The organism is Caulobacter hibisci (assembly GCF_016135805.1).
Lineage (GTDB): Bacteria > Pseudomonadota > Alphaproteobacteria > Caulobacterales > Caulobacteraceae > Caulobacter > Caulobacter hibisci.
Genome location: NZ_JADWOX010000005.1, coordinates 57,254 through 70,116, shown reverse-complemented (window position 1 = coordinate 70,116; position 12,863 = coordinate 57,254). Strand labels below are relative to the sequence as shown.

The window sequence follows — 12,863 nt, the reverse complement described above, 5'->3', positions numbered from 1 at the left end:
GAGCGGAACGATGGTCCGCAACCTTCGTCCGGCCGCCGCGTAACACCCTCCATGGCATCGACGCCCCCCGATGCGCCCGCGCCCGGCGCACCCGCGTCAAACCGGCGAGCCCTGCGCGGTTCGGTCCGCGGCTTCCTGGTGCTGCTGACCATCAGCCTGCTGATCCCGGCCCTGGTCGCCACGGCCCTGCTGCTGGAGCGGGCCAATCGCCAGAACCGCGACCAGCTGGAAGAGCAGCTGATGGCGACGGCCCGGGCGCTGTCGGGGGCGGTCGACCGCCAGGTGGCCGAGGGGGTGGCTGTGGCCGAGACCCTGGCCACAGACCAGGCCCTGCTGAACGGCGACTGGGGCGGATTTTACACTCGCGCCAAGCGAACCACGGCCAACCGCCCCGGCTGGATCGTGGTCGCCAGCCTCGACGGCCAGCAGATGGTCAACACCCTGGTGCCGTGGGGCGCGCCGCTGCCCACGACGCCGCCCACGCAGGACATGGTCCAGCAGCGCGAGACCGGCCGCACCCTGGTCTCGGACCTGCGCATGGGGGCGATGGCCAAGCGTTATGTGATCACCGTCGGGGCGCCGGTGCAGATCAAGGGCAAGGCCTATGTGGTGACCTATGTGGTCGAGTCCGCCAGCTTCGCTTCGGTGTTCCGTCAGCAGCGCGCGCCCGAGCGCTGGGTGGCCACCATCCTCGACAATCAGCGCAAGGTGATCGCCCGCTCGGTGCGCAACGAGCGCTGGACCGGCGCGACGGCCTCGCCGGACATGGCCCGCAACCTGGCCCGGTCCAGCGAGGGCGTGAACAAGAGCGTCTCGCTGGAGAACGTGAAGACGCTGGTGGCCTACACGCGCTCGCCGCGCACCGGCTGGACGCTGGTGGTGGCCATCCCGCGCGCCGAGGCGGCCCGCGCCGGCGTTTCGCTGGCCCTGGGGACGGCGACGGTGTTCCCCTTCCTGCTGCTGCTGGGCATCGGCCTGGCGCTGTTCTTCGCCAACCGGGTCAATCGCGAGGTGGCGGGGCTGGTCGAGGACGCGGCGACGATCGGCGAGGGGCGGCCCCTGTCGGCCGGGCGTGGCGACGGCCTGGCCGAGATCGCCGCGGTACGCGAAGCCCTGGTCGCCGCCTCGCGCGAGTTGGAAGCCCGCGAGGCCCGCCAGGCGGTGATGATCAACGAGCTGAATCACCGGGTGAAGAACAACCTGGCCACGGTGCAGTCCCTGGCCCGCCAGACTTTCGCCAAGCTCGACGCCGAGCAGGTGCGGATCTTCACCGAGCGGCTAGTGGCCTTCTCGGCCGCCCACGACCTCCTGACCCGCACCGGCTGGACCGAGGCCGACCTGATCGATGTGGTCGCCACCTGCGTGCGGGCCCATGGCGACCGCATCGACGCGGCCGGACCCAGCGTGGCCTTGAGCCCGCACGTGGCGGTGTCGCTGTCGATGGTGCTGCATGAGCTGGCCACCAACAGCGCCAAGTACGGCGGGCTGTCGGCGCCTGACGGGCGCGTGGCCCTGCGCTGGAGCCTCGACGAGGAGGCGCGGCAGCTGCGTCTGACCTGGATCGAGAGCGGCGGGCCGGCGGTCAGCGAGCCGAGCACCTTCGGTTTCGGCGCCCGGTTGATCGAGAACCTGACCCAGCGTGAGCTGAAGGGCCGCTCGCGGTTCGACTTCCGGCCCGAGGGCCTGTGTTTCGAGGCCTGGCTGCCGCTGGCCTCGGTGCAGCGCTGGCGCAACGATTTCTGAGGGGTTGGCGCGACAAGGCTGTACCCCGTCGCGCCGCCGCTCTTCTAGAGCGCCTGCTCGATCCAGCCCGTCCCGGAGGTCGGGAGGCCCTGGAACGTGCCCTCGGCCGAAGCCACGCCCTCGTAGATCGACCCCTTCGGCAGAATGGGGAACTCCTGGTCCGGCATCAGGGCCTTGAAGTTCAGCGCCGCGTCGAAGCTGGCGATGTCGAGGTGGTAGTCGAGATAGTAGGTCACCCCCGAGGCCGGGCTGATCCAGGGGCGGTCGGCGGTCATGACGCCCGCCACCAGGTACATCTGTCCCTGCGGGTCTTGCAGGGTGACCTCGCAGGCGACCGGCTCGCCCGGCTTGGGCAGCTTGTTGGCGGCCGACAGGACGTAGTGGTTCGACAGCGTCCAGCCGTTCTCCAGCTGGGCGTTCTGCAGCAGCCACTTCACCGGATTGGCGGCGCTGCCGAAGAAGCCGTACTCGTGATCCATCCAGGTCTTGCCGGTGACCGCGATGGTCTCGCCGTCGATGGTGATCGTGCCGGCGGCGGCGACATTGGTCAGCGAGTAGTAGTAGTTGCCGGTCTGCAGGTGCGAGCCCCAGGCCGGCGGCAGGATCTGGCTGACGCCGGTGCCCCAGACCAGGAAGGGATCGCCCTTCTGCGACAGGGTCAGGTCGAACACCACCTCGGTTCCGATGGCCTGGTCGGTCAGCTTGGAGACCACGGCCATGTTCTGGGTCGGGTCGCCCCAGGCCGCGTCCATGGTGATGAAGGTATGGACGGCCATGGCCGTGGCGCCCGAGCCCTTGCCGGTGGGGTCGGTGATGGTGACGGTCGGCAGGGCGGTGTAGCCGCGCCCCGGATTGGTGACCTGGATCGCGGCGACCGCGCCGTCGACCACGATGGGATAGGCGATCGCCTGCGAGCCGCCGCCGCCGGAGACCGTGACGACGGTGAACAGCGGGTCGTAGCCCGAGCCGGGGTTGGTCACCTTGACCGCGGTGAACTGGCTGCTGGGGTCGCCCAGGCCCACGTGCCAGTCGCGATTGACGTCGTGCTCGGCCCAGGTCGTCGGATCATAGCCGGCCGGCGGATTGTAGGTGGTGGTGGCCTGGTAGTGCTTCTGGTTCTGCACGTCGGTCAGCATGATCTGCGAGAAGCCGAAGGCGGGCGCGCGGCCCGGGAACGAAGCGGCGTTGATCTCGAAGCCGAACACCCGCTCGCCGGCCTTCAGCGTGCCGATGTGCCACCACCATTCGGTCGGGGCGTCGCGGTGCAGGTAGTGGTCCGCCGGCAGGTGGATCACCGACTTTTCGCGCGGGATCGGCGCCGGGGCCTGGGTGTCGGCGCAGGCGAGGGCGAGCGGGCGCGCGAGGCCGCGACCCCGCAGGAACGGAAGAGCTGTCATGGCGATGTTTCCCCCAAACGACTCCGGTGCGGCGCGCCCGTTGCGCGCTGCATGTCAGGTTGCGATCATTTCCAGAGTGGCCGGAGGTTGCGTTCGGCGACCGGTGTTGTCAATCGGCCATGCGGCCAGGACAGCGCTTGCGAAAAGGGGTCAGCCCTTGCGGAAGAAGGCGTGGATGCGCTCGGCCAGGGCCTGGCTGACGCCGTCGACCTTGACCAGGTCCTCGACGCTGGCCCGGCTGACGCCCTTGGCCGAGCCGAAGGCGTGCAGCAAGGCTTTCTTGCGACCGGGACCGACGCCCTCGATCTCGTCGAGGGGGTTCTTCTTCAGGTCCATGCTGCGACGGGTGCGGTGAGCGCCAATGGCGAAGCGGTGGGCCTCGTCGCGCAGGCGTTGCAGATAATACAGAACCGGCGACTTGGGCTCGAGCATGAACGGCGTCTGGCCGGGGACGAAGAACCGCTCCAGCCCCGCGTCGCGGTCCGGCCCCTTGGCGACGCCGATCACGGTGATGTCGTCGACGCCCAGGTCGGCCATGACCTCCAGCGCCGCGTCGAGCTGGCCCTTGCCGCCGTCGACCAGGACGAGGTCGGGGCGGGCGCTGTCGTCGCCTTCCTCCTCTTCCTTGACCAGGCGGGCGAAGCGGCGGCGCAGCACCTCCTTCATCATGCCGTAGTCGTCGCCGGGGGTGAGCTCGGTGCTCTTGATGTTGAACTTGCGGTACTGGCCCTTCATGAAGCCGTCCGGCCCGGCCACGATCATGCCGCCGACGGCATTGGTGCCCTGGATGTGGCTGTTGTCGTAGACCTCGATCCGTTCGGGCGGGGCCTCCAGCTTGAAGGCCTCGGCGACGCCGGCCAGCAGCTTGGTCTGGGCCGAGCCCTCGGCCATCTTGCGGCCCAGCGCCTCGCGCGCATTGGTCAGGGCGTGGCCCACCAGGTCGGCCTTCTCGCCGCGTTTCGGGACGACGATCTCGACCTTGCGGCCGCTCTTGAGGGCGAAGGCTTCGCTCAGCAGGTCGGCTTCGGCCGGCTGGACGTTGGTGAGGATCAGGCGGGGGATCGGCTTGCCGTCGTAGAACTGGCCCAGGAAGGCGGTGAGGATCCGCTGCTCCTCGGTAGTGCTCTCGTCGTCGGACTCGTCGGCGGCGCCGGCGACGCGCGGGAAATAGGCGTGGTTGCCCCAGTTCTGGCCGGCCCGGAAGAAGAACACCTGCACGCAGGCCTGGCCGCCCTCGACGTGCAGGGCGACGACGTCGGCCTCGTCGACGGTCTCGGGGTTGATCTGGCTTTCCTGAGCGACGGCGGCCAGGGCGCGGATACGGTCGCGCAGGCGGGCTGCGCGCTCGAACTCCAGGTCCTCGGCGGCGGCTTCCATCTCCTTGGCCATGGTCGCCATCACCGCGCGGGACTTGCCGCGCAGGAAGGCCTCGGCCTGGTCGACCAGAGCGCCGTAGTCTTCGAGGCTGACCAGGCCCGTGCAGGGGGCGGCGCAGCGCTTGATCTGGTGCAGCATGCAGGGCCGGTCGCGCGTCTCGTAGACGCTGTCGCTGCACGAGCGCAGCAGGAAGGCCTTCTGCAGGGTGTTGAGCGTGCGGTTCACCGCCCAGGCGCTGGCGAAGGGCCCGAAATAGTCGCCCTTGAGGGTGTGGGCGCCGCGGTGCTTGCGCAGTTGGGCGGCGTCATGGTCGCGGCGGATGACGATCTCGGGAAAGCTCTTGTCGTCGCGCAGCAGCACGTTGAAGCGCGGCTTCAGCTGCTTGATCAGGTTGATCTCGAGCAGCAGGGCGTCGGCTTCGGTGCGGGTGGTGACGAACTCCATGGCCCGCGTGGCGTCAACCATGTGGGCGATGCGGTTGGTGTGGAAGCGGCCCTGGGCGTATTGCACCACGCGCTTCTTCAGGCTCTTGGCCTTGCCGACATAGAGCACCTCGTCGGCGTCGCCGATCATCCGGTAGACGCCGGGCGCGTCGGGCAGACGCGTGACCTCATCCTTGATCAGGGCGGCGCCGGAGAGGCGAGGGGAGGCGTCGATGTCGGTGGTGGTGTCGGTCACGGGGTAGATATAGGCGAGTCCGGAGGAGTCAGCGATCTTCGAGGCTGTGTCGGATACGCAGGATCACGATCGCATCGCCGTGGACCTGATATTGAATGACGTACTGGTTCGAGTGGAAGACGACGTAGTGCTCGCGATAGCGGCCTGTACGATTGGCGGAGCTGCGCTCCGGAAAGTCGATCAGCCCGTTGATTGCGGCCTCCAATTCCAGACCAAGGCCGCGCGCGTAGGGTAAGCCACGCTCGATGAGCCAAGCTTCAAGCCTGTTGACGTCCGTGTTGGCAGGTTCGGTGAATACGATCCGGCGCACGAGTCAGCGGGGTTGGCCGAAGTTCCGCAGGCGCGCCTGCACCTGCTCCCAGGGAACGCCGCCAGTCTTCAGCGCTTCTTCCGCGATGCGATCGAGTTCGTCGGCATAGGCCTCCGCGTCCTCCCCGAAGCCGTTGTCACGCGCAACGCGAGGCGGCGCGCCGTTCCACGAGGTTTCGGCCTCTTCGAGGCCGGGCCGTTCTGTGGCGCGCCATAAAATATCCAGCGCATACGCCTCAACGCTCTGACCCGCCGCGTCCGCGAGGACTCGCAGGCGTTCGGCGCGCGCCGCGTCGATCTTGAGGATGAATTCGCCATCGGCCATGTTGCCATGATGTTCCAATAGCGGTTTGTCGTCAATCGCACGGGGCTGTATGACCCCGCCCATGACCACCCGCTCTCTCTTCGTCACCCCGCTCTATGAAGCCAGCCTCGCCGGCGAGAAGGGCTTCGACGCCTTCATCGACGAGCTGCACGACGCCTGCATCGCCGTGGCCGAGGACGACGAGGCCGGCCAGGCCTGGGCCGAGAAGAAGGGCTATCTGGGCTACACCTCCTACGCCTCGCTCGACGACCTGCCGCAGCGCGACAGCCTGTTCGCCGACCTGAAGAAGAAGCTCGACAAGCATGCGGCGGCCTTCGCCAAGGAGCTTGGCTTCGACCTGGCCGGCGGCAAGCTGGTGATGGACAGCTTCTGGATCAACATCCTCGATCCCGGCGGCCAGCACACCGGCCATATCCACCCGCACAGCGTCATCTCCGGCACGGTCTATGTGACCATCCCGCCGGAGGCTTCGGCCCTGAAGTTCGAGGACCCGCGCCTGCCGATGATGATGGCCGCGCCGACCCGCGAAGAGGGCGCGCCCGAGAGCCTGCAGCCCTTCGTCTACGTCCAGCCCGAACCGGGCACGATCCTGATGTGGGAGAGCTGGCTGCGCCACGAGGTGACGCCCAACCAGGCCGAGGAGCAGCGGATCAGCATCAGCTTCAACTACGCCTGGCGTTGAAGCGCTAAACCTGTGCGAAAGCGCACAAAAATAATGACTTCAAGTTTAGTATCGCAAGGGTAGTATATTCCCTGGGGTTGTGAACTCGGGGAGGCTGAAATGCGCTATATGCGTAGGTGTTGGAGCGTGCGTGGACGGCTGCTGGCCGGGCTCGCGGGCGTGGCCTTGGCTGCGGCGGCTGGGAGCGCGGCGGCTCAGGACCGGATCGTCGACAATCCCCGAGTGCTTGGCGCGCCGCTGCCCTCGGCCGGGCTCGAGGCGGCCGCGCCGCCGCCGCCCCTGGCCCTGACCGGCACGGCCTCGAAGGACAAGAGCTACGTCATAGCCCCGGCGACCACGCCCGACACGGGCGACCGCCGGCTGAACCTGAACGTGGTCTATACAGACGGCCAGCTCTACAACCCGGCCAACGGGCGCAACGACAAGGTTCACCTGCGCAGCTACAACGGCGCCGACGTGTCGGCGACCACGCCCTATGTGGCGCCGACCATCCTCGTGCGGCCGGGCGACACCGTGCGGGTGGCGCTGGACAACAAGCTGCCGGCCGATCCCAGCTGCACCGATCCCAACTGGCTGATCAACGTGCCGCACTGCTACAACGGCACCAATCTGCACAGCCACGGCCTGTGGGTCAGCCCGACGGGCAACAGCGACAACGTGCTGCTGTCGATCAATCCCGGGGTGCAGTTCGAGTACGAATACAACATCCCGCGCGACCATCCGGCCGGCACCTTCTGGTACCACACCCACCGCCACGGCTCGACCGCGCTGCAGGTCTCCAGCGGCATGGCCGGGGCCCTGGTCATCAAGGGCGACCGCAAGCCGACCCCGAAGACCAACGGCGATCTCGACACCCTGCTCTACAAGGGCTCGTCGCCGATCCCCGAGAAGCTGCTGGTGTTCCAGCAGATCCAGTACGCCTGCCTCGACGCCAACGGCAACATCAAGGTTCGCGAAGACGCCAAGGGCAATGTGGTCGAGTGGGTCTGCGATCCCGGCGACACCGGCGTCATCGAGTTCTACAGCGACGCCAACGGCAACGGCTTCGGGCCGGGCAGCTGGGGGCAGTCGGGCCGCTACACCAGCATCAACGGCCAGGTGCTGGCAACCCTGCCGGCCAAGGCGGGCGAGCTGGCCCGCTGGCGGATGATCCACGCCGGGGTGCGCGACACCATCTCGCTGCAGTTCGTGAAGATGGCCCAGGGCGGGGCCGAGGCCCTGGAGCGCCTGGCCGCCGCCGACGGCGAGAAGTTCCGCGAAACCTACTGCGTCGGCGACCCGGTGCCGTTCTACATCGTCGCCGACGACGGGTTGACCGACGCCCAGGCCCGCAAGACCGTCGTCGCCACTCTGCAACCCGGCTATCGCAACGACCTGCTGGTCGTGTTTCCGAAGGCCGGCAACTACTGCATGCTCGACGCCGACAGTTCGCTGGCCGGCTCGGTCAACAACGTTCCGGTCGGCACCCGCCTGCTCGGCAAGGTCGCCGTCGCGCCGGGGCAAGAGGTGGCCGACATCCCCGCCTTCGTCACCAAGGAGCTGGTGGCCGCCGCCAACACCCAGATGCCGGCCGATGTGCGCGCCAGCGTCGTGGCCGACCTGCAGGCGGGGCTGAAGCTGACCCGCTTCGTGCCGCACCCGACGATCTCGGACGCCGAGGTCAAGGGCCAGCCGGTCGAGAAGGTGCTCTTCAACATCGCCATCCCGGGCCAGAACACCAACATGCCGGTGCAGTTCGAAGTCGGCTCGCAGGACTATGCGCCGCGCCCCTACGCCCCCGACCGCGTCGACCGCACCCTGGTGCTGGGTACGGCCCAGGAGTGGGAGCTGAAGTCGGAATTCGTCAGCCACCCGTTCCACATCCACGTGAACCCGTTCCAGATCGTCAAGATCCTGGATCCCGACGGCAAGGACGTCAGCGAGCCCGGCGCCAAGGACACGTTCGGCATCGGCGGCGACGATCCGCAATATCCGGGCCTGAAGGGCGTCTGGAAGGACACCCTGTGGGTCAAGAGCGCCCAGAAGGTGAAGAACGGACCCTACTTCCCCTACACCCTGGTCGTGCGCACCCGCTACCAGCGCTACATCGGCGAGTACGTCCTGCACTGCCACATCCTCGACCACGAGGACCAGGGCATGATGCAGAACGTCCAGATCGTGCTGCCCGACGGCGCCGGCGGCGTCTCGCACGGCCACCACTGACTTCGTGTCCCAAGTCCCCCGGCGCGACCGATCGCGCCGGGGGCGATCCCTTTCCCGTTTTCGAGAGCCTCGCCATGACCCACGACCCGATCGCCGGTCCGTATTCGCCCCTGCTTCCCTCGCGCCGCGCTCTTATGGCGGCGGGCGGCGCCGCCGCGCTCGGCGCTCTGACGGCGGGGCAGGGGCAGGCCCAGCCGGCCGCCCCGACCAAGGCCCGCTGGCGGCGCTGGAACGTCGCCAGCCCGCAGGGCCAGAAGGCCCTGGCCAGCTACGCCAAGGCGGTCAAGATCATGCTGGCCCTGCCGCCGGAAGATCCCAATAACTGGTACAACCACGCCCTGACCCACACGGTCGACTGCCCGCACGGCAACTGGTGGTTCGTGGTCTGGCACCGCGGCTATGTCGGCTATTTCGAGCAGGTCGTGCGCAAGATCAGCGGCGACAACGATTTCGCCTTCCCCTACTGGGACTGGACGGCCAGTCCGCAGGTGCCGGCGCAGATGTTCCAGGGGGTGCTGAACCCCAACGACGCCGCCTACATCCAGAGCCTGGACGCCTTCAACAAGGCCTTCGGCCCGGTGCTGGAGACGTTCTGGGCGGGTCTGACCGGGGCCCAGACCCAGCAGTTGCTGATCCGCGGCCTGCGCTTCCCGGCCGACCTGCTGTTCGACATCGGGCCCAAGGGCGGGCCGATGTTCTTCGCGCCGCCCAACGCCCGCGGCTCGACCCAGCAGAACCCCGGCTTCGACGGCGTGACCAGCCGGGCGGTGTCGCCGTGGATGCTCGACAACGCCCTGTCGCCGCGCGACTTCATCGGCTTCGCCAGCCCCAAGTCGCAGTTCCACAGCAGCATCACCGGCTTCGGGGTGATGGAAGGCCAGCCGCACAACAAGGTGCACAACTGCGTGGGCGGCATCTGGACCGACGCCAAGGGCAACACGACCTATGGCGACGGCCTGATGCAGTCGAACCTGTCGCCGGTCGACCCACTGTTCTTCCTGCACCACGCCAATATCGACCGCATCTGGGACCTCTGGACCCGCAAGCAGCAGGGCTACGGCTATCCGACCCTGCCGGACGACAACAAGAGCTACCTCAACCCGCGCGGCGACCTCGGCCAATGGCGGGCCGAGCCGTTCCTGTTCTTCCACGACGTCAACGGCCAGCTGGTGACCGGCGACAAGGCCCTGGCCGGCGCCTACGAGACCATCGGAACCTTCGACTACGACTACCAGCCCGGCTCGGGCGAGAACGTCGTGCCGCCGACGGGGACCACGAAGCTGAAGGCCGGCAAGCCCGCGCCGGCGACCAAGTACGCCGCCAAGCTGAAGACGCCGGGGGCGGCCAGCCTGGCCGCCGGCGACGTCGCCGTGCCGGCCGCCGTCCTGGCCGCGGCGGCCAAGCCGGGCGGGACCAGCCTGCTGGCCACTATCACCATCGACCTGCCGCCCTTCGAGCACGCCAACGACCTGGCGGTGGTGGTCAATACCCCCGAGGGCGAGGCCGTGGGTCTCGACTCGCCGGGCTTCGTGACGACCCTGTCGATGTTCGGCCGCCACCTGGTGACCCGGCCGGTCAGCTTCACCGTGCCGCTGTCGCCGCCGCTGGCCGCCGTGGCCAAGGCCAAGGGGCTGTCGGCCGCCGCGCCGCCGTCCGGCCTCAGCATCCGGCTGGTGCGCTTGGGGAGCAAGCCGCTGCTGTCGGCCGCCGCCGCGCCGCACGCCCACCACGCCGACGCTGGCGCGACCACGGCCGTGCCGCAGGTGCTGGACATCGTCGTGCACGCCCAGTGACGGGCGGAAGGTCGAAGATCTGAAAGGGAGGACGCCCGATGGCGATCGCCGGCAAGTGGACCTATCGCAGCTACCTGAACAATCCCGAGCTGGTGGACGGCAACGCCCAGACAGCGCTCAGCCTGATCTTCGGCGAGGGGGTGTTCACCTTCGAGACCCCGACCCCGGAGACGATCATCGGCACGCTCGACATGGGCGGCGGCTATGTTCTGGACCTGAAGGGCAAGATCATCGGCGACTGCGACGGGCCGGTCACCCTGGTCATCGACGGCTACGGCCGTGACGGCACGCCGACGGCGGGCTGGGAGTACGACTATCACGCCTGGCCGGGCTACGAGTGGCCCGACGCCGTCGACCAGGTGCCGTCGCTGCTGGGCACGACGGTCCGCGCCAAGCCGCACAACGGCGAGCCGGCCGGGGTGACGGCGTCGTTCATCGCGGTGCGGCAGTGAGCGACCCGCGCATCCTGCCCGCCGCCGCGCCGGCGTCGCCGCCGTTCACGGTGGGCATCGTGCTCTATCCGGGCGTCGACATCCTCGACGTCGCCGGTCCGCACGAGGTGTTCGGCTTCTTCGACGGCTCGGTGATCGACCGCACGATCCAGGTCGCCACCGTGGCGGCCACCACCCAGCCGATCCCGACCTCGGGGCCGCTGAAGGTCGTGGCGCAGTACGACTTCTACAGCAGCCCGCACATCGATCTGCTGTTCGTGCCGGGCGGCGGCAACGGCCTGCAGGACGCCATCGGCGACACGGCCCTGCTCGACTTCCTCAAGCAGCGAGCGCCGGAGGCGCGCTATGTGGTCTCGGTCTGCACCGGCGGCCTGATCCTGGCCTCGGCCGGGCTGCTGGACGGTTATCAGGCGACGACCCACTGGGCCTTCATCGACTGCCTGAAGCTGTTTCCGACGGTGACCGTCGTGAACGGCTGCCCGCGCTGGTACAAGGACCGCAACCGCATCACCGGCGGCGGCATCTCGTCGTCGGTCGACGAGTCGCTGTTCATGGTCCAGACCATCGTCACCGACCTGGCCGGCGGGCCCGACGCCGCCGACAAGGCCGCGCTGGCGGCTCAGAAGGTGCAGCTGTCGATCCAGTACCATCCCGACCCGCCGTTCCCGGGCGGCGATCCGTGCTCGGTGGCCTACGACGTCTTCGAGCCGGTCAACGCCGGCATGACTGGCTTCCGCGGCGCGCTCGACGCGGCGATCGAGGCGCGGCTGCATCCTGCAAAGGTTACGGTGGAAGCGTGACTCCCTTCTCCCGTCATCCCGGCCGAAGCGCAGCGTAGAGCCGGCGACCCAGGGGCGGCCGCACTGCGCCGGCCAGCGCCATCGTCGCCAGCCAATTTTGTGCGCCGGCCTCTGGGTCCCAGATAACGGCTTCGCCGTTTCCGGGATGACGAGCTTGGTGAGCGCGAGGCGGCATCCCACCCGCGCACATTGTCGCAAATCGGCCTTTTGCGGGACGACGGGCCTTGCCCTGGCTATGGTCGCGACCAAATTGCGCTGGTAAGGCTCGCTTCGAGTCGCTTCCTCGCCTTTTCGGTCCCGCCTTCGTCGCCTTGCGCGGCGCGTTCGAGTTTTCCCCATGCAGCCGCCGGTCAAAGCCATCATCCTCAGCGCCGGGCAGGGCAAGCGCCTGTCGCCGCTGACCGACACCCGGCCCAAGTGCCTGGTCGAGCTGTCGGGCCGTTCGGTGCTGGAATGGCAGATCCGCCACCTGCACCAGGCCGGCGTCACCGAGGTGGTGGTCGTCACCGGCTTCGCCGCCGACTTGGTCGAGGCCGAGCTGGCCCATCTGCGCCTGCCGGGCCTGACCCTGCGCACCCTGTTCAACCCGTTCTACAGCGTCAGCGACAACCTGGCCTCGGTGTGGATGGCGCGCGGCGAGATGCAGGGGACCTTCCTGCTGCTGAACGGCGACACCCTGTTCGAGCCGGCCATCGCCGAGCGCCTGCTGACCGCGCCGTCGGCCCCGATCACCGTCACCATCGACCGCAAGGCCGGCGGCTACGACGCCGACGACATGAAGGTGCGCACCGAGGGCGACGCCCTGCGCGAGATCGGCAAGACCATCACCGCCTACGACGCCGAGTCGATCGGCTTCCTGCGCTTCGAGCCCGAGGGCGCGGCGCTGTTCACCGACATCGTCGAGCGTTCGCTGCGCACGCCCGAAGGCCTGCGCCGCTGGTACCTGTCGGCCATCGACCAGATCGCCCGCGCTCACGACGCCGTGGCCGTGCGCTTGATCGAGGGCCTGGACTGGGCCGAGATGGACTTCCCCGAAGACCTGCCCAAAAACCGCGAGCTGGCGGAAGCCTGGGCGGCGGCCGAGGCGACGCCGGCCTGAGCGGCC

Annotated in this window: 11 protein-coding genes; 7 read left to right on the top strand and 4 right to left on the bottom strand. The window is 68.6% G+C overall.

Annotated elements, in window-relative coordinates; genetic code table 11:
* The first annotated feature begins 51 nt into the window (after positions 1-51).
* Entirely contained in the window at positions 52-1,743 is a 1,692-nt protein-coding gene (locus tag I4Q42_RS09295; RefSeq protein WP_198575789.1) for a sensor histidine kinase, read from the top strand.
* Positions 1,744-1,787: 44 nt separating this feature from the next.
* Here the strand turns inward: I4Q42_RS09295 and I4Q42_RS09290 are convergent, their stop codons facing one another.
* The 4 genes from I4Q42_RS09290 to I4Q42_RS09275 all read right to left on the bottom strand — a co-directional run bounded on the left by I4Q42_RS09290 (position 1,788) and on the right by I4Q42_RS09275 (position 5,829).
* Positions 1,788-3,140 carry a lipocalin-like domain-containing protein gene (locus tag I4Q42_RS09290; RefSeq protein ID WP_198575788.1) on the bottom strand — a complete coding sequence of 451 codons (1,353 nt, stop codon included), beginning with the start codon at positions 3,138-3,140 and terminating at the stop codon, positions 1,788-1,790.
* Between the two features lie 150 nt (positions 3,141-3,290).
* Positions 3,291-5,204, bottom strand: coding sequence for an excinuclease ABC subunit UvrC (gene uvrC / locus I4Q42_RS09285; protein WP_198575967.1), 1,914 nt, complete (start codon positions 5,202-5,204; stop codon positions 3,291-3,293).
* A 19-nt stretch (positions 5,205-5,223) separates the two neighbouring features.
* On the bottom strand, positions 5,224-5,505 hold the full coding sequence (locus I4Q42_RS09280) for a type II toxin-antitoxin system RelE/ParE family toxin (protein WP_198575787.1): 282 nt from the start codon (positions 5,503-5,505) through the stop codon (positions 5,224-5,226).
* A gap of 3 nt (positions 5,506-5,508) precedes the next feature.
* Positions 5,509-5,829: a hypothetical protein gene (locus I4Q42_RS09275; RefSeq protein ID WP_198575786.1), complete on the bottom strand. Its 321-nt coding sequence runs from the start codon at positions 5,827-5,829 to the stop codon at positions 5,509-5,511.
* Positions 5,830-5,890: 61 nt separating this feature from the next.
* On the opposite strand from I4Q42_RS09275, the gene I4Q42_RS09270 reads away from it, so the two are divergent.
* The 6 genes from I4Q42_RS09270 to I4Q42_RS09245 all read left to right on the top strand — a co-directional run bounded on the left by I4Q42_RS09270 (position 5,891) and on the right by I4Q42_RS09245 (position 12,857).
* A complete protein-coding gene (locus tag I4Q42_RS09270) occupies positions 5,891-6,511 on the top strand; it encodes a TIGR02466 family protein (protein ID WP_198575785.1) in 621 nt (206 codons plus the stop codon).
* Positions 6,512-6,610: 99 nt separating this feature from the next.
* Positions 6,611-8,713 carry a multicopper oxidase family protein gene (locus tag I4Q42_RS09265; RefSeq protein ID WP_198575784.1) on the top strand — a complete coding sequence of 701 codons (2,103 nt, stop codon included), beginning with the start codon at positions 6,611-6,613 and terminating at the stop codon, positions 8,711-8,713.
* Positions 8,714-8,787: 74 nt separating this feature from the next.
* Positions 8,788-10,506, top strand: coding sequence for a tyrosinase family protein (locus I4Q42_RS09260; protein WP_198575783.1), 1,719 nt, complete (start codon positions 8,788-8,790; stop codon positions 10,504-10,506).
* A 38-nt stretch (positions 10,507-10,544) separates the two neighbouring features.
* A complete protein-coding gene (locus tag I4Q42_RS09255; protein WP_198575782.1) occupies positions 10,545-10,958 on the top strand; it encodes a hypothetical protein in 414 nt (137 codons plus the stop codon).
* The gene (locus I4Q42_RS09250; protein WP_332873051.1) at positions 10,955-11,758 is read left to right on the top strand and encodes a DJ-1/PfpI family protein; all 804 of its coding nucleotides are present in this window, start codon (positions 10,955-10,957) and stop codon (positions 11,756-11,758) included. The genes I4Q42_RS09255 and I4Q42_RS09250 overlap by 4 nt, the downstream gene beginning before the upstream one ends.
* Positions 11,759-12,095: 337 nt before the next feature.
* The gene (locus tag I4Q42_RS09245; protein WP_198575781.1) at positions 12,096-12,857 is read left to right on the top strand and encodes a phosphocholine cytidylyltransferase family protein; all 762 of its coding nucleotides are present in this window, start codon (positions 12,096-12,098) and stop codon (positions 12,855-12,857) included.
* Positions 12,858-12,863: the final 6 nt, after the last annotated feature.

Bases quoted from the DNA above. Each gene is read 5' to 3' on its own strand.
- I4Q42_RS09255 (WP_198575782.1), top strand. From the start codon at position 10,545: ATGGCGATCGCCGGCAAGTGGACCTATCGCAGCTACCTGAACAATCCC.
- I4Q42_RS09295 (WP_198575789.1), top strand. From the start codon at position 52: ATGGCATCGACGCCCCCCGATGCGCCCGCGCCCGGCGCACCCGCGTCA.
- I4Q42_RS09290 (WP_198575788.1), bottom strand. From the start codon at position 3,140: ATGACAGCTCTTCCGTTCCTGCGGGGTCGCGGCCTCGCGCGCCCGCTC.
- I4Q42_RS09265 (WP_198575784.1), top strand. From the start codon at position 6,611: ATGCGCTATATGCGTAGGTGTTGGAGCGTGCGTGGACGGCTGCTGGCC.
- I4Q42_RS09260 (WP_198575783.1), top strand. From the start codon at position 8,788: ATGACCCACGACCCGATCGCCGGTCCGTATTCGCCCCTGCTTCCCTCG.
- I4Q42_RS09275 (WP_198575786.1), bottom strand. From the start codon at position 5,829: ATGGCCGATGGCGAATTCATCCTCAAGATCGACGCGGCGCGCGCCGAA.
- I4Q42_RS09245 (WP_198575781.1), top strand. From the start codon at position 12,096: ATGCAGCCGCCGGTCAAAGCCATCATCCTCAGCGCCGGGCAGGGCAAG.
- I4Q42_RS09270 (WP_198575785.1), top strand. From the start codon at position 5,891: ATGACCACCCGCTCTCTCTTCGTCACCCCGCTCTATGAAGCCAGCCTC.